The following is a 16,974-nucleotide window of genomic DNA, read 5'->3' as shown; positions in this document are numbered from 1 at the left end:
GAATAAAAAAACCCCGCCTGGATGGGCGGGGTTGAGGAGACGAGCGTGGCGTGCTCGAAACGATTTACAGCAGGATGGTGCGGATATCGGCCAGCAGCTGCGACAGACGCTGAGTGAAGCGTGCGGCGGCAGCGCCGTTGATCACTCGGTGGTCGTAGGACAGCGACAGCGGCAGCATCAGCTTGGGCTGGAAGGCCTTGCCATCCCACACCGGCTGCATGGTCGCCTTGCTGACACCGAGGATCGCCACTTCCGGCGCGTTGACGATCGGCGTGAAGCCGGTGCCGCCAATGTGGCCGAGGCTGGAGATGGTGAAGCAGGCGCCCTGCATGTCATCAGCCGAGAGCTTCTTGGTGCGCGCTTTTTCCGCCAGGGCGGCGGCCTCAGCCGCAAGCTGCAGCAGGCTCTTCTGATCGACGTTCTTGATCACCGGCACCAGCAGACCGTCCGGCGTATCGACGGCGAAGCCGATGTGCACGTACTTCTTGCGGATGATCGCCTTGCCGCTCGGGGCCAGCGAACTGTTGAAGTCCGGCAGTTCCTTGAGCAGGTGGGCGCATGCCTTGAGCAGCAGCGGCAGCACGGTCAGCTTGACGCCAGCCTTTTCGGCCACGGCCTTCTGCGCGACGCGGAAGGCTTCCAGGTCGGTGATGTCGGCCGAGTCGAACTGAGTCACGTGCGGCACGTTGAGCCAGCTGCGATGCAGGTTGGCGGCGCCGACCTGCATCAGGCGGGTCATCGCCACTTCTTCGATTTCACCGAACTTGCTGAAGTCCACGGTCGGGATCGGCGGGATGCCGGCACCGCCAGTGGCAGCGGCTGCAGTCGCCTGCGGTGCGGCCTTGGCCTTGTGCATCATCGCCTTGACGTACACCTGCACGTCTTCCTTGAGGATGCGACCTTTCGGGCCGGTGCCGGCGATATCCGCCAGTTCCACGCCGAAATCACGGGCCAGCTGACGCACGGCGGGGCCGGCATGCACCTTGGCGCCATCGCGCTTGGGCGCGTTGGCGACTTCGGCAGCTGCAGCCGACAGCGAGGCAATGGCGCGGACTTCTGCGGCCACTTCCGGGGCGGCGCCTTCCGGTACGCGGTGCACTTCCTGGCTGGCTTGTGCCGGCGCAGCGGCCGGTGCAGCACCCGCCACCTTGAGCTTGAGAATCAGATCGCCGGTGCCAACTTCGGCATCCAGCTTGACCAGCACTTCTTCCACCACGCCGGCAGCCGGCGAAGGGATTTCCATGGAAGCCTTGTCGGACTCCAGGGTGATCAGCGACTGGTCGGCTTCGATCGTATCGCCGGCCTTGACCATGACCTCGATGACCTTGACCTTGCCATCGGTGCCGATGTCCGGCACGTGCACGTCCTGTACCGAAGCAGCAGCCGGGGCGGCGGCAGCGGGGGCAGGTGCGGCGGCTGGCGTAGCAGCGGGTGCTGCGGCTTGAGCCGGCGCAGTGCTGCTGGTTGCACTGCCAGCAGTACGCAGCTTGAGGATCAGGTCGCCAGTGCCGACTTCGGCATCCAGCTTGACCAGCACTTCTTCCACCACGCCGGCAGCCGGCGAAGGGATTTCCATGGAGGCCTTGTCGGACTCCAGGGTGATCAGCGACTGGTCGGCTTCGATCGTGTCACCGGCCTTGACCATGACTTCGATGACCTTGACCTTGCCATCGGTGCCGATGTCCGGCACGTGCACGTCCTGCACGCTGCTGCTGGTTGCAGCGGCGGGCGCGGCAGCCGGAGCGGCTGCTTTCGGCGCTTCGGCAGGCGCGGCTTCGGCTTTCGGCGCAGGCGCCGCTTCGGCGGCACCTTCGACTTCCAGCACCAGCAGTTCGTCGCCTTCCTTCAGGCGGTCACCGATCTTGACCTTGATTTCCTTGATCACGCCGGCTTTGGGCGAGGGCACTTCCATGGAGGCCTTGTCGGACTCCAGGGTCAGTACGCTCTGGTCGGCTTCGATACGGTCGCCGACCTTCACCAGCAGTTCAATCACCTCGCCTTCACCGCCGAGGTCGGGTACGCGAATCAATTCACTCATCGCTACGCTCCTTAGCAGTCCAGGGGGTTGGCTTTGTCGGCGTCGATACCGAACTTGGCGATGGCATCAGCCAGCACCTTGGCTTCGATCTCGCCACGGTCGACCAGGGCTTCCAGGGCGGCCAGCACGACCCAGTTGCGATCCACTTCGAAGAAGTGACGCAGCTGCTTGCGGCTGTCGCTGCGGCCGAAGCCGTCGGTGCCCAGGACCTTGTATTCCTTGCTCGGCACCCACTGACGAACCTGCTCGGCGAACAGCTTCATGTAGTCGGTGGACGCGATGACCGGGCCCTTGCGGCCGCTCAGGCACTGCTCGATGTAGGTCTGCTTGGGCTTCTGGCCCGGGTGCAGACGGTTGCTGCGCTCTACGGCCAGGCCGTCGCGACGCAGTTCGTTGAAGCTGGTGACGCTCCACACATCGGCGCCGATGTTGAACTCGTCACGCAGGATCTTCGCTGCTTCGACGACTTCACGCAGGATGGTGCCGGAACCCAGCAGCTGCACGTGGTGCGCGGCTTCCTTCTTGTCTTCCTCGAGCAGGTACATGCCCTTGATGATGCCGTCTTCCACGCCTTGCGGCATGGCCGGCTGCTGGTACGACTCGTTCATCACGGTGATGTAGTAGAAGATGTCCTGCTGCTCTTCGGTCATCTGACGAATGCCTTCGCGGATGATCACGGCGAGCTCGTAGCCGTAGGTCGGGTCGTAGGTGCGGCAGTTGGGGATGGTCGCTGCCAGCATGTGGCTGTGACCGTCTTCGTGCTGCAGGCCTTCACCGTTGAGGGTGGTACGGCCGGCGGTGCCGCCGATCAAAAAGCCTCGGGTGCGGCTGTCGCCAGCGGCCCAGGCCAGGTCGCCGATGCGCTGGAAGCCGAACATCGAGTAGAAGATGTAGAACGGCAGCATCGGCTGGTTGTGGCAGGAGTACGAGGTGCCGGCGGCGATGAAGGAACTCATGGCGCCCGCTTCGTTGATGCCTTCCTCGAGGATCTGACCTTTCTTGTCCTCTTTGTAGAACATCACCTGGTCTTTATCGACCGGCTCGTACAGCTGGCCGACCGAGGAGTAGATGCCGAGCTGACGGAACATGCCTTCCATACCGAAGGTACGGGCTTCGTCCGGGATGATCGGAACGATGCGCTGGCCGAGCTCCTTGTCCTTGACCAGCTGCGCGAGGATGCGCACGAAAGCCATGGTGGTGGAGATTTCGCGGTCGCCCGAACCGTCGAGGATGGCCTTGAGGGTATCCAGCGGCGGCGTTGGGATGCTGAAGCTCTGCTGGCGACGCTGCGGTACGAAACCACCCAGCGCGTTGCGGCGCTCGTGCAGGTACTTGTACTCGGGGCTGCCCGGCTCCGGGCGCACGAACGGCAGGTTTTCCAGGTCTTCATCCTTGACCGGAATGTCGAAGCGGTCGCGGAACTGACGCAGGCTGTCGACGTCGACCTTCTTGGTGTTGTGCGCGGTGTTCTTCGCTTCACCGGCGCCGGTGCCATAGCCCTTGATGGTCTTGGCCAGGATCACGGTCGGCTGGCCGCTGTGGTTAACGGCCTGATGGTAGGCCGCATAGACCTTGTACGGGTCGTGGCCACCACGGTTGAGCTTCCAGATCTCGTCGTCGGAGAGGTCCTTGACCATCTCCTTGAGCTCCGGGGTATTGAAGAAGTTTTCGCGAACGTAGGCGCCGTCTTTGGCCTTGTAGTTCTGGTATTCACCGTCGACCACTTCGTCCATGCGACGCTGCAGGGCACCGTCCTTGTCCTTGGCGAACAGCGGATCCCAGAAGCGACCCCAGACCACCTTGTTGACGTTCCACTGGGCACCGCGGAACACGCCTTCGAGTTCCTGGATGATCTTGCCGTTGCCGCGTACCGGGCCGTCGAGGCGCTGCAGGTTGCAGTTGATGACGAAGATCAGGTTGTCCAGCTTTTCGCGGCCGGCCAGGGAGATGGCGCCGAGGGATTCCGGCTCGTCGCACTCGCCGTCGCCCATGAAGCACCAGACTTTCTGCTTGCCGGCCGGAATGAAGCCGCGCGCTTCCAGGTACTTCATGAAGCGGGCCTGGTAGATCGCCTGGATCGGGCCGAGGCCCATGGATACGGTGGGGAACTGCCAGAAGTCCGGCATCAGCCAGGGGTGCGGATAGGACGACAGGCCTTTGCCATCCACTTCGCGACGGAAGTTCTTCATCTGGTCTTCGCTGATGCGGCCTTCCATGAAGGCGCGGGCGTAGACGCCAGGGCTGGCGTGGCCCTGATAGAACACCAGGTCGCCACCGTGTTCTTCGGTCGGGGCCTGGAAGAAGTAGTTGAAGCCGATGTCATACAGCGTCGCGGAGGAGGCGAAGCTGGAAATGTGGCCGCCCAGATCCGGGTCGTCCAGGTTGGTGCGCATCACCATGGCCAGGGCGTTCCAGCGCACCAGCGAGCGGATGCGGCGCTCCATGAACAGGTCGCCGGGCATGCGAGCTTCATGGGTTACCGGGATGCTGTTGCGGTAAGGCGTGGTGATCGCGTAGGGCAGTTGCGCACCGCTACGGGTGGCCAGCTCGCCCAGACGGGTCATCAGGTAATGGGCACGGTCTTCACCCTCACGGTCGAGGACGGATTCAAGGGCGTCCAGCCATTCCTGGGTTTCGATCGGATCGAGGTCTTGCATGGCTTGCTCCAGGGCGGAAAGGCTTCCAGAATCGGAGGCCAGTTGGGTCTCACCGGCTTTTTGGGCGGGCGAGTTGAAATTCTTGGATTTACCGGGGGTAGGACCGGCCGCTTGTAGTTTTACTACATTTCGACGACGGATTCAGCCCTCTGGATACAATTCTTTCGTAGTAAAACTACAATCCGCGGCACTGCCGGCCGCGCGTGCCCTGCTGGTGCGGGGCTATGGGCGATTGCGCCGTGCGTCCGGCAGTCCGCCAAAAGGATAGACCATGAGCCTGCCGTTGCTGGTCGAGTTGCCCCCTTCCCTGATCTCTCTGGCCGACCGCGCCGAACAGTCACTGCAAGCGGCGCTGGCCGAGCATGAGGGGCTGGCTGAGCGTGTCGCCGTCTGGCCGCGCGAGCGACACGATGCCTGGCGGCAGGTCTCGGCCCTGAGCGATTTCGTTGCCGAGCAGGCTCAGCGTGATCCGCAGATGTTCGTCGCGCTGGCCGAATCCGGTGAGTTGGAGCGCAGCCTGGCGCCGGGTGAGTTGCGTCAGCAACTGGATGCGCAACTGGCCGAGTGTGCCGATGAAGACGCCCTTGGGCGCTGCCTGCGGCGTTTCCGTAACCGTCAGCAACTGCGCATCATCTGGCGCGACTTCAGCCGGCAGGCAGGACTGGGTGAAACCTGTCGCGATCTGTCCGATCTGGCTGACGCCTGCATCGATCTGGCCTATCACTGGCTCTATCCGCGTCATTGCGCGCAATTCGGTACGCCGGTAGGGCGGCGCACTGGCCAGGCGCAGCACATGGTCATCCTGGGCATGGGCAAGCTCGGCGCGCACGAGCTCAACCTGTCTTCGGACATCGACCTGATCTTCGGCTACCCGGAGGGCGGTGAGACCGAGGGTGTGAAGCGGCCGCTGGATAACCAGGAGTTCTTCATCCGTCTGGGGCAGCGGCTGATCAAGGCGCTGGATGCGATTACCGTCGACGGTTTCGTCTTCCGCACCGACATGCGTTTGCGCCCCTATGGTTCCAGTGGTGCGCTGGTGTTCAGCTTCAATGCGCTGGAGCAGTACTACCAGGATCAGGGGCGTGACTGGGAACGCTACGCGATGATCAAGGCGCGCGTGGTCGGTGGTGACCAGAAGGCTGGGGCCGAGTTGCTGGAGATGCTGCGGCCCTTCGTCTATCGCCGTTATCTGGATTTTTCCGCTATCGAAGCGCTGCGTGCGATGAAACTGCTGATCCAGCAGGAGGTCCGGCGTAAGGGCATGAGCGAGAACATCAAGCTCGGCGCCGGCGGCATCCGCGAGATCGAGTTCATCGCCCAGGCTTTCCAGCTCATCCATGGTGGGCGCGATCTCAGCCTGCAGCAGCGACCCCTGCTCAAGGTGCTGGCGACGCTGGAGGGGCAGGGCTACCTGCCGCCGGCAGTGGTCGCGGAAATGAAGGAGGGGTACGAGTTCCTGCGTTATGCCGAACACGCCCTGCAGGGCATCGGTGACCGGCAGACGCAGATGCTGCCGGCCGATGCCCAGGATCAGGCGCGGGTGGCAGCGATCATGGGCTTCGCTGACTGGGCGAGTTTTCATGAGCGTCTGATGCACTGGCGCGGCCGCATCGAATGGCATTTCCAGCAGGTGATCGCCGATCCCGACGAGGATGAGTCGGATGCTGGCGAGGCCTGCGTTGGCGCCGAGTGGCTGCCTTTGTGGCAGGGGGCGCTGGACGATGAGGCTGCCGCGCTGCAGTTGCAGGAGGCGGGTTTCATCGAGCCTGGCGCAGCCTGTCGGCGTCTGGGTGATCTGCGTAGCGGCCCGCAGGTGCGCGCCATGCAGCGCCTCGGACGTGAGCGGCTGGATGCTTTCATTCCACGTCTGCTGGCGCAGACCGTCGAGCACGGCAAGCCGGATCTGGTGCTGGAGCGGGTGCTGCCATTGGTGGAAAAGGTTGCACGGCGTTCGGCCTACCTGGTGTTGCTGAGCGAAAACCCGGGCGCGCTGGAGCGCCTGATCAGTCTTTGTGCAGGTAGTCCGTGGATCGCCGAGCAGATCGCCCGTTACCCGCTGTTGCTCGATGAGTTGCTCAACGAGGGACGGCTTTATTCGCCGCCGCTGGCGCCGGAGCTGGTGGCCGAATTGCGTGAACGGCTGATCCGCATTCCCGAAGAAGATCTGGAGCAGCAGATGGAGGCGCTGCGTCACTTCAAGCTGGCCCACAGCCTGCGTGTGGCGGCTTCGGAAATCGCCGGCACGCTGCCCTTGATGAAGGTGTCGGACTACCTGACCTGGCTGGCCGAGGCGATTCTCGATCAGGTGCTGGCGCTGGCCTGGCAGCATACGGTGCAGCGTCATGGTCGCCCGCAGCGTGCCGATGGCACGCCGTGCGACCCGGACTTCATCATCGTCGGCTACGGCAAGGTCGGTGGTCTGGAGTTCGGTCATGGCTCGGACCTGGATCTGGTGTTCATTCATGACGGCGATCCGCAGGCCGAGACCGATGGCGCCAAGCCCATCGATGGCGCGCAGTTCTTCACCCGTCTGGGCCAGCGCATCATCCATCTGCTGACCACCCAGACCACCTCCGGCGCGCTCTACGACGTGGACATGCGCCTGCGACCATCGGGCGCAGCCGGGCTTCTGGTGAGTTCGCTCGGCGCCTTCCAGCGCTATCAGGAAAACGAGGCCTGGACCTGGGAGCACCAGGCGCTGGTGCGGGCGCGGGTGCTGGTGGGATGTTCGCGCCTGGCCGGCGAATTCGCTCGCGTGCGCGCCGAAGTGCTGGGACGCCAGCGCGATATCGAGGCGCTACGCGTCGAGGTCAGCGAGATGCGCGCGAAGATGCGCGACAACCTTGGCAACAAAAATACCGCAGCCGGGACGGCGGTAAATGCCTTCGAGGCCACGTCCTCCTTCGATCTGAAGCAGGACGCCGGTGGTATCGTCGATATCGAATTTATGGTGCAATACGCGGCTCTGGCCTGGTCGTGGCAATACCCGCAGCTACTCGAGTTCACCGACAATATCCGCATTCTGGAAGGGCTGGAGCGGGTCGGTCTGATGGACGCCGAGGATGCCGCATTGCTGCGAGAGGTCTACAAGATCTATCGCTCGGCCGCTCATCGCCAGGCACTGCAGAAGCAGCCTGGCGTGGTGCCGGGGGATCAGTTCCAGGATGAGCGCCGCGCCGTGATGCGCGTGTGGCGTGAGCTGGGGCTTGAGTTGAACAATGGGGCCTGAGGCCCCAACTACTGATCGAACCGTGAAGCGAATTTGAGGAGCAGGCAAGATGTCGATGTCCGACCGTGATGGCGTGATCTGGTACGACGGCAAACTGGTGCCGTGGCGTGAAGCCAACACCCATGTGCTGACCCATACCCTGCACTACGGCATGGGCGTGTTCGAGGGCGTGCGCGCCTACAACACCCCGGACGGCACCGCGATCTTCCGCCTGCAGGCACACACCGATCGACTGTTCGACTCCGCGCATATCTTCAACATGCAGATCCCTTTCACCAAGGAAGAGATCAATGAAGCCCAGCGCGCCGCAGTGCGCGAGAACGGCCTGGAAAGCGCCTACCTGCGTCCGATGGTGTTCTTCGGTAGCGAAGGCATGGGCCTGCGCGCCGCTGGCCTGAAGGTGCACGTGATCGTCGCCGCCTGGCACTGGGGCGCCTACATGGGCGAAGAGGCGCTGGAAGCCGGCATCAAGGTGCGCACCAGCTCCTATACTCGCCACCACGTCAACATCGCCATGACCCGCGCCAAGGCCAATGGTAACTACATCAACTCGATGCTGGCCCTGCAGGAGGCCATCTCCGGCGGCGCCGACGAGGCCATGCTGCTGGATCCGGAAGGCTACGTGGCCGAGGGTTCGGGCGAGAACATCTTCCTGGTCAAGGATGGCGTGGTGTACACCCCGGAAGTGACCTCCTGCCTCAACGGCATCACTCGCAGCACCATCCTGACCCTGGCCGAAGAACACGGCATCAAGGTGGTCGAGAAGCGCATCACCCGCGATGAGGTTTACATCGCCGACGAGGCCTTCTTCACCGGTACTGCCGCCGAAGTCACCCCGATCCGTGAAGTCGATGGCCGCAAGATTGGCGCCGGCCGCCGTGGTCCGGTCACCGAGAAGCTGCAGAAGGCCTACTTCGACCTGGTCACCGGCAAAACCAGTGGCCACGCCGAATGGCGTACGCTGGTCAAATAAGTCGGTCGTCTGGGCTATGACGGGGAGGCTTCCAGAGTCCATCAGCACGCTTGCGAGCTAGTGTCAGGCTAGGCGGAGCCGGGGCGACGGTGCGGAATTTACTGTGGTAAATCAGCGCCCGAGGCTTGGCTCCAACGATGCATGAGCGACGCGCAGCCGATTGCTGATGGGCTCTGAGCCTCCCCGGTCGTTTCTGGAAAGAATATGAAGATACTTATCGTTGGGCCGAGTTGGGTAGGCGACATGGTGATGGCGCAGACGCTGTTCCAGTGCCTGAAACAGCGCCACCCCGCGTGCGAAATCGACGTGCTGGCGCCAGACTGGAGCCGGCCGATCCTCGAGCGCATGTCCGAGGTGCGTGCCGCGCTGAGCCTGCCGCTGGGCCATGGCGTACTCGATCTGGCCACGCGCCGGCGCATCGGCAAGTCGCTGGTCGGCCAGTACGACCAGGCGATCCTGCTGCCCAACTCGCTCAAGTCCGCTCTGGTGCCCTGGTTCGCCGGCATCCCCAAACGCACGGGCTGGAAGGGCGAGATGCGCTATGGCCTGCTCAACGATATCCGCACGCTGGACAAGGCGCGCTATCCACTGATGATCGAGCGCTTCATGGCGCTGGCCTATGAGCCCGGCGCTGCGTTGCCGCAGCCCTATCCACAGCCACGTCTGGTCATCGATGAAGCCAGTCGTGATGCCGCGCTGGCCAAATTCGACCTGCAGCTGGATCGCCCGGTGCTGGCGTTGTGTCCGGGGGCCGAGTTCGGCGAGGCCAAGCGCTGGCCGGTCGAGCACTACGCCAAGGTGGCCGAGATCAAGATTCGCGAAGGCTGGCAGGTCTGGCTGTTCGGCTCGAAGAATGACCATGCCGGCGGCGAAGACATTCGCATGCGGCTGATTCCCGGCCTGCGCGAAGAGGTCAGCAACCTCTCCGGGCAAACCAGCCTGGCCGAGGCCATCGACCTGATGTCGGCCGCTGCGGCTGTGGTGTCCAACGACTCCGGGCTGATGCATGTGGCGGCGGCGCTGAATCGTCCGCTGGTGGCGGTCTACGGCTCCACCTCGCCCGGTTTTACCCCGCCGCTGGCCGATCGCGTCGAAATCGTCCGTCTGGGGCTGGAGTGCAGCCCCTGCTTCGATCGAACCTGCCGTTTTGGTCACTACAACTGCCTGCGCGAGCTCAAGCCGCGGCCAGTGATCGAGGCGCTGGATCGGCTGGTCGGCGAAACCTTGACCCTGGTCGGGGGCGACTGATTTGCGGGTACTGATCATCAAGACCTCGTCGCTGGGCGACGTGGTGCATACCCTGCCGGCGTTGACCGATGCCGCTCGCGCCATTCCCGGAATCCGTTTCGACTGGGTGGTGGAAGAAGGCTTCGCCGAGATTCCCGCCTGGCATCCGGCGGTTTCCCAGGTGATTCCGGTAGCCATCCGCCGCTGGCGCAAGCACCCGCTGCGTACCTGGCGCAGTGGCGAGTGGGCGCGCTTCAAGCAGCGTCTGCGCGAAACCCGTTACGACCTGGTGATCGACGCTCAGGGCTTGCTCAAGAGTGCCTGGTTGACGCGCTACGTGTCGGCGCCGGTGGCCGGGCTGGACCGTGATTCGGCGCGTGAACCGCTGGCCAGCCGCTTCTATGACCGTCGTTACACGGTGGCCAAGGATCAGCATGCCCTGGAGCGCGTGCGCCAGCTGTTCGCCAAGGCGCTCGGCTATTCGCTGCCGTCCGGCACCGGCGATTACGGTTTGAATCGTGCGGCGATGATGGACGCTACGACGCAGCCCTATCTGGTATTCCTGCATGGCACCACCTGGGTCAGCAAGCACTGGCCGGAAGCCGACTGGCGTGCCCTGGCCGAGCGTATGGACGAACTGGGCTGGGCCGTGCGCCTGCCCTGGGGTAATGAGACCGAGAAGGCGCGTGCCGAACGCATCGTCGCCGGGCTCAGCCATGCTGCCGTGCTGCCGAAGCTGAACCTGGCTGGTGTGGCCAAGGTGATCGCGGGCGCCAGCGCTTGCGTCTCCGTCGACACCGGGCTCGGTCATCTGGCCGCGGCGCTGGATGTACCCAATCTTTCCCTCTATGGTCCGACGCTGCCTGGCAAGGTGGGCGCCTATGGTCGTAGCCAGATTCACCTGTGCGCCAGTGGCCCGGGCGCCGGCAGCGGTGACCGTGACAAGCCTTGCTTCGATGGCCTCGGCGCCGAGCGCGTCAGCCTGGAACTGGAGGCGCTGCTGCTGGCGCCTCCCGGCACTCTTTAAGGAGCGACTATGCAACTGGCCTTCGTTCTCTACAAATATTTTCCCTTCGGTGGTCTGCAGCGCGATTTCATGCGCATCGCCCTCGAATGCCAGGCGCGTGGCCATGCCATCCGCGTCTACACACCGATCTGGGAGGGGGAAAATCCCGCAGGCTTCGATGTGCGCGTGGCGCCGGTGCGGGCCCTGTTCAACCATCGTCGCAACGAGAAATTCAGCGCCTGGCTGCAGGCCGATCTGAAGCGTGACCCGGTCGACCGGGTGATCGGCTTCAACAAGATGCCGGGCCTTGATGTCTACTATGCCGCCGACGGCTGCTTCGAGGACAAGGCGCAGACGCTGCGCAACCCGATCTATCGCCGCTGGGGCCGCTACAAGCACTTCGCCGACTACGAGCGTGCGGTGTTCGCGCCGGAATCGAAGACTGAGATCCTGATGATCTCCGAGGTGCAGCAGCCGCTGTTCGTCAAGCACTACAAGACGCCGCTGCAGCGCTTCCACCTGCTGTCGCCGGGCATCGCCCAGGATCGTCGGGCGCCGGACAATGCCGCCGAGATTCGCGCCGAGTTTCGTCGTGAGTTCAAGCTGAGTGACGATGAGCTGCTGCTGGTGCAGATCGGCTCCGGTTTCAAGACCAAGGGTCTGGATCGCAGTCTCAAGGCATTGGCTTCACTGCCGAGTGAGTTGCGCAAGCGCACGCGCCTGATCGCCATCGGCCAGGATGACCCCAGGCCCTTCCTGCAGCAGGTCAAGGCGTTGGGGCTTTCCGATCAGGTGCAGATCCTCAAGGGGCGTAGCGACATCCCGCGCTTCCTGCTCGGCGCCGATCTGCTGATCCACCCGGCCTATAACGAGAATACCGGCACCGTGCTGCTGGAGGCACTGGTGTCCGGTCTGCCGGTGCTGGTCACCGACGTGTGCGGCTACGCCCACTACATTGCCGATGCCGATTGCGGGCGTGTGCTGCCCAGCCCGTTCGAGCAGGGGCAGCTCAATCGCACCCTGGCCGATATGCTCGCCGACCCCGAGCGCCGTGCCTTCTGGGGGCGCAATGCTCTGGCCTACGCAGACAGCGCCGACCTGTATTCGATGCCGAAGAAGGCCGCCGACGTGATACTCGCGGAGAGCCGCGCGTGAAGCTGATTCTTGCCGAGCCCTTCAAGAGCCTGTGGGCCGGCCGCGATGCCTTCGAGGCCGTCGAGGCGCTGCAAGGTCAGGTCTACCGCGAACTGGAGGGACGCCGCACCCTGCGTACCGAAGTCGACGGGCGCGGTTACTTCGTCAAGATCCACCGTGGCATCGGTTGGGGCGAGATCGTCAAGAACCTGCTCAGCGCCAAGGCGCCGGTGCTTGGCGCGGCGCAGGAGTGGCAGGCGATCCAGCGTCTGACCGAGGCTGGCGTGCCGACCATGACTGCCGTGGCCTACGGCGAGCACGGTGGCAATCCGGCGCGGCAGCACTCGTTCATCGTCACCGAAGAGCTGGCGCCGACCGTCGACCTGGAGCAGCTCAGCCTCAACTGGGCGCAGCAACCGCCGAAGGCCGCGCTCAAGTGGGCGCTGATCCGCGAAGTGGCGCAGATGACCGGCAACATGCACCGCGCCGGGGTCAACCACCGCGACTGCTATATCTGCCACTTCCTGCTGCACACCGATCGGCCGATTCAGGCCAATGATCTGCGCCTGTCGGTCATTGATCTGCATCGCGCCCAGGTACGCAGTGCCACGCCACGGCGCTGGCGCGACAAGGATCTGGCCGCGCTGTATTTTTCGGCGCTGGATATCGGCCTGACCCGTCGTGACAAGCTGCGCTTTCTGCGCACCTACTTCCAGCGCCCTCTGCGCCAGGTGCTGCGTGAGGAAGCAAACCTGCTCGCCTGGCTGGAGCGCAAGGCGGCGAAACTGTATGAGCGTAAGCAGCGTTATGGAGATCGACTGTAGATGTCGGAGAGCAAGACACTGATCGCCCCGGGGGTGAAGGTGGCGCTTGTGCCGTGCCCGGCACTCGGAGACACCACTTTGTTCCTACGCCTTGCCTGGCGCTTGCAGACTGCCGGTGCACAGGTTTCCCTGGCTTCCGCTTCGCTGGCTTCCATACGCGAGTATTTGCCAGGGCTGGAGGTAGTGGGTGGTACACCTGATGTGGTTGCTCTGGCAGCGTGCAACGATCTGGTGATCTGCGCCATCGACTGGCAGGTCGATGTGCCGCTGAGCAATGTGGCCTACTTGGCTGGCAAGAAACTTCCGCGTGGGTTCAAGCCCGAGCAACAGCCTGTTTCATTGCGAGGGCGTGAGATTGCGGGGGCGCATAATGTCATCTGCCGCGATCCCAAGGCTGGCAAGAGCATGGTGCAGTGGATAGATCTGTATGCCGAGGAAATACTGGAGCTTGACCTGACTCAGCCTGTTGCAGGTCTGCAGGCGATGCCTGCCCAACCTGCAGATGCGGAGCGGCGCATCGCTATCTTTCCAACGACGCCGCATACCAGCAAGAACTTTTCATGCTCTGGATTTCGCCGTCTGGCACGGCGCCTGGTCGCCCGGGGGTGGCTGGTCGAGTTCGTCGGCATTCCCGCTGAGCAGCAAATGTTGAGTGCTGCATACCCAGGCTACAGCGTGCATGCATTCAATGATCTGAAAGGGCTTGTCGACTTTCTGCGTACCTGCTCCGTCGTCATCAGCAACGACTCGGGAGGCGGGCATCTCGGTTCGCTCATGGGCCTGCGCACGTTCACCATTACCCGTCGTCGTAGCGATTTCACCTGGCGCCCAGGCTTCAACGAACTCAATAGCGTCATCAATCCGGTGCTGAGCTTCAAGTGGTTGGGCAAGACGGTGTGGCGTCCGTTTATTCCGTTGCGCCGGATCGTACAGGCCTTGCCAAGCTGGAAAGGAAAACAGGCATGACGGCCTGGAGGCACGATCTGCAAGATCCGCAGTTGCTCGCGGCGTTCGGTACGCTCGAGGCCGTATTCGCCCTCGAGGGGGAGCGCCTGACCAAGGACCCATTGTCTGAGGTTATTCGTGTCGAGCTTCTGGGCGTGCGCTATTACGTCAAGCGCTACTGGGGGGCCGGCAAGGGTTTGCGGCGCTATCTGGGGCGTCCCAGGGTCAAGGCCGAATGGCAGAACCTCAAATTGTTCGCCAAGTGGGGTATTCCCACTGCGCCGATCGTCGCTCATGGACTCGAGCGCCGCGGCGGCGCATTCGTGCGTGGCGCGCTGGTGACCCGTGAACTCGAAGGGACGCTCGACCTGGCAGAAATGGCAAATCGACGCGACCCTCGTTTGGCTGATGCCAGGTGGGTTGAGTGTGTCAGCCGGCAGCTGGCCGACGGAACCCGGGCGCTGCACGACCATCACTTCACTCACAATGATTTGAAGTGGCGCAATTTGCTGGTCAACGAGAAAGCCGAGCTGTTCTTTATTGATTGTCCGACCGGCAGTTTCTGGTGGGGGCCGTTACTGCGCTATCGGATCGTCAAGGACCTGGCGTGCTTGGACAAGGTCGCCAAATACCATCTGTCGCGAACGCAGCGTCTGCGCTTCTACCTGCAATACCGGGAACGCAGTCGACTGAGTCGCGATGACAAGCAGCGTGTCCTGCAAATCCTGAAGTTCTTCGAGGGGCGCGAATGAGCGACTTCATTGCAATGGAGGATCGTGCGCTGCTCGAGCGTCACGGGCTGGCCAGTTTCGAGGCGCTCTGGGCGCTGAAGCTGGAGGCGGTGGACGAGCCCAATACCGAGCGTGGCGGTTGGAGCAGTGTGTATCGCCTTGAGCTGGACGAGCGTGCTTTCTATCTCAAGCGGCAGAGCAATCATCTGACTCGCAGCCTGCTGCACCCCTTCGGCGAACCCACTTTTGCCCGCGAGTTTCGCAATATTCGCCGTTATGCCGAGTTGAACATTCCGGCCCTGCAGGCTGCGTTCTTTGCTGAGCGCCGAGTGCCGGGCGAGCGCCGTGCCGTTCTGCTGACCCGCGCATTGGACGGCTGGCAGGATCTGGATAGCTGGCTGTCGCGCTGGCACGAACTCGATGCGCTGCATCGCGGCGGCATCCTGCGTGCCTGTGGCGAGCTGGCGCGACGCCTGCATCAGGCCGGGCAGGTGCATGGCTGTTTCTATCCCAAGCATATCTTTCTGCACGAACAGGTCGATGGTTTCGAGGCGCAACTGATCGATCTGGAGAAGACCCGGCCGCTGTTGCTCGGTCGCCGCGACCGGATCAAGGATCTGGAGCCCCTGTTGCGCCGCGCCAGAGTCTGGAGCGAGGCTGAGGTGCGCGAACTGTTGGCTGCCTATCTGGGCGCTGCGACGGATGTTGATGGCTGGTGGTTTCAGTTAGGCGCTCGTCAGCGTCACAAGGAGGCGCGCTGATGCGCTTGAGCGAACTGGCCGAGGCTGGGCGCAGCCCCGAGCTGCCGCTGACGCTGCAGGTCGACGGTGAGCCGTTGATACTGGAGCGCCTGCTGCGTGTGCTGCCTGGGCAGCGTTACGTCGGCATGGCCCGCTGGCGGGGGCGCCAGGTGTTGGCCAAGTTGCTGGTGGGCGGCAAGGCGCAGCGGCACTTCCAGCGCGAGCTCGAGGGCGCGCAGATGCTGGCCGAACAAGGGCTGGTCACGCCCGAACTGCTGGCGCAGGGTTGTATCGACGGGCAGGGCGGCTGGCTGCTGTTTGACTATCTGGACAGCGCGCAGAGCCTCTGGCAGGCCTGGCACGAGGTCACGCAGCAACCGATTCTCAGCGATGGCCAGCAAGGCGTGCTGGCCCAGGCGCTGGGCGCTATCGGGCAGATGCACGCTCAGGGGCTGTGGCAGGCCGACCTGCATCTGGACAACCTGCTGCGGCACGCGGGGCATCTGTATCTGATCGATGGCGGTGGTGTGCGCTGGGAAACCCCCGGCCAGCCGCTGTCCCGCGCGCGCGTACTGGAAAACCTCGGCGTGTTCTTCGCCCAGTTGCCGGCCGAGCTTGATCCCTTCCTCGAAGAGTTGCTGATCCACTACCTGCTGGCCAACGGCGAGCACGCGTTGCCGCTGGAAATGCTCCAGGCCGAGATTGCCAAGGTGCGCCGTTGGCGGCTGCGCGATTACCTGAAGAAGGCGGCGCGCGACTGCAGCCTGTTCGCTGCACGTATCGGTGCCTTCGGCCTGCGCGTGGTGCGCCGGGAGGCGGAACCGGCACTGCAGCCGCTGCTGGCCGATCTGGACGCTTGCATCGATGCCGGGCACATCTACAAGACCGGCGGCGCCGCCACGGTGGCGCGCGTCGAGGTGGGCGGTCGGCCTCTGGTGGTCAAACGTTACAACGTGAAGAACTGGCTGCACTGGCTCAAACGCTTCTGGCGGCCGAGCCGCGCCTGGCATAGCTGGCGCGAGGGCAATCGCCTGCAGCTGCTGGGCTTTGCCACGCCGACGCCGTTGGCCGTGATCGAGCGGCGCTGGTGCTGGTTGCGCGGGCGCGCTTACCTGATTACCGACTATTGCGGCGGGCAGGATATAATCGCGCGTTTCGAGGCATACAAGCAGGCCACACCCCCGGAAAACGAGCTGCTGGCGCTTGATCGCCTGTTCGCCGCCCTGTTGCGCGAGCGCATCAGCCACGGTGATTTCAAGGGGCACAACCTGTTCTGGGATGACGTGCAGGGCGCCTGGTCGCTGATCGACCTGGACGCCATGCGCCAGCATCACAGTACGCGCAGTTTCGCCCGGGCCTATGCCCGCGACCGCGCCCGTTTTCTGCGCAACTGGCCGGCGGATTGCGCTTTGCACCAGTTGCTCGACCAACGTTTACCGCAGGTGCCCGGCACCTGCCCGAATTAGAGGC

General features: G+C 63.7%; 12 protein-coding genes. 10 read left to right on the top strand and 2 right to left on the bottom strand.

All coding sequences use genetic code 11. The annotated features are described in order from the left end of the window. Positions 1-64 precede the first annotated feature (64 nt). Complete coding sequence (gene aceF, locus BLR77_RS07360; RefSeq protein WP_074676352.1) at positions 65-2,038, bottom strand: dihydrolipoyllysine-residue acetyltransferase; 1,974 nt, start codon at positions 2,036-2,038, stop codon at positions 65-67. 11 nt (positions 2,039-2,049) lie between these two features. Further along, entirely contained in the window at positions 2,050-4,695 is a 2,646-nt protein-coding gene (gene aceE, locus BLR77_RS07355) for a pyruvate dehydrogenase (acetyl-transferring), homodimeric type (protein WP_074676350.1), read from the bottom strand. Between the two features lie 271 nt (positions 4,696-4,966). Between aceE and glnE the strand changes: the two genes are divergently transcribed. The 10 genes from glnE to BLR77_RS07305 all read left to right on the top strand — a co-directional run bounded on the left by glnE (position 4,967) and on the right by BLR77_RS07305 (position 16,970). Next, positions 4,967-7,924: a bifunctional [glutamate--ammonia ligase]-adenylyl-L-tyrosine phosphorylase/[glutamate--ammonia-ligase] adenylyltransferase gene (gene glnE, locus BLR77_RS07350; RefSeq protein ID WP_074676348.1), complete on the top strand. Its 2,958-nt coding sequence runs from the start codon at positions 4,967-4,969 to the stop codon at positions 7,922-7,924. 49 nt (positions 7,925-7,973) lie between these two features. Then, entirely contained in the window at positions 7,974-8,897 is a 924-nt protein-coding gene (locus BLR77_RS07345; RefSeq protein ID WP_003459089.1) for a branched-chain amino acid transaminase, read from the top strand. A gap of 204 nt (positions 8,898-9,101) precedes the next feature. After that, the gene (gene waaF / locus BLR77_RS07340; RefSeq protein WP_074676346.1) at positions 9,102-10,145 is read left to right on the top strand and encodes a lipopolysaccharide heptosyltransferase II; all 1,044 of its coding nucleotides are present in this window, start codon (positions 9,102-9,104) and stop codon (positions 10,143-10,145) included. A 1-nt stretch (position 10,146) separates the two neighbouring features. Next, positions 10,147-11,151: a lipopolysaccharide heptosyltransferase I gene (waaC, locus tag BLR77_RS07335; RefSeq protein ID WP_074676344.1), complete on the top strand. Its 1,005-nt coding sequence runs from the start codon at positions 10,147-10,149 to the stop codon at positions 11,149-11,151. Between the two features lie 9 nt (positions 11,152-11,160). Continuing rightward, the gene (locus BLR77_RS07330; protein ID WP_074676343.1) at positions 11,161-12,285 is read left to right on the top strand and encodes a glycosyltransferase family 4 protein; all 1,125 of its coding nucleotides are present in this window, start codon (positions 11,161-11,163) and stop codon (positions 12,283-12,285) included. Then, complete coding sequence (gene rfaP / locus BLR77_RS07325; RefSeq protein WP_074676341.1) at positions 12,282-13,088, top strand: lipopolysaccharide core heptose(I) kinase RfaP; 807 nt, start codon at positions 12,282-12,284, stop codon at positions 13,086-13,088. The genes BLR77_RS07330 and rfaP overlap by 4 nt, the downstream gene beginning before the upstream one ends. Further along, complete coding sequence (locus tag BLR77_RS07320) at positions 13,089-14,054, top strand: glycosyltransferase family 9 protein (protein WP_074676339.1); 966 nt, start codon at positions 13,089-13,091, stop codon at positions 14,052-14,054. Continuing rightward, the gene (locus BLR77_RS07315; RefSeq protein ID WP_074676336.1) at positions 14,051-14,785 is read left to right on the top strand and encodes a lipopolysaccharide kinase InaA family protein; all 735 of its coding nucleotides are present in this window, start codon (positions 14,051-14,053) and stop codon (positions 14,783-14,785) included. Before BLR77_RS07320 ends, BLR77_RS07315 begins: the two co-directional genes overlap by 4 nt. Next, the gene (locus BLR77_RS07310; RefSeq protein ID WP_074676334.1) at positions 14,782-15,525 is read left to right on the top strand and encodes a lipopolysaccharide kinase InaA family protein; all 744 of its coding nucleotides are present in this window, start codon (positions 14,782-14,784) and stop codon (positions 15,523-15,525) included. Before BLR77_RS07315 ends, BLR77_RS07310 begins: the two co-directional genes overlap by 4 nt. After that, positions 15,525-16,970 (top strand): lipopolysaccharide kinase InaA family protein, encoded by a 1,446-nt coding sequence (locus BLR77_RS07305; protein WP_074676332.1) that lies wholly within the window; start codon positions 15,525-15,527, stop codon positions 16,968-16,970. Before BLR77_RS07310 ends, BLR77_RS07305 begins: the two co-directional genes overlap by 1 nt. Positions 16,971-16,974 lie beyond the last annotated feature (4 nt).

The organism is Ectopseudomonas alcaliphila (assembly GCF_900101755.1).
Classification (GTDB): Bacteria; Pseudomonadota; Gammaproteobacteria; order Pseudomonadales; family Pseudomonadaceae; genus Aquipseudomonas; species Aquipseudomonas alcaliphila.
This window is presented reverse-complemented; position numbering and strand designations above follow the sequence as displayed.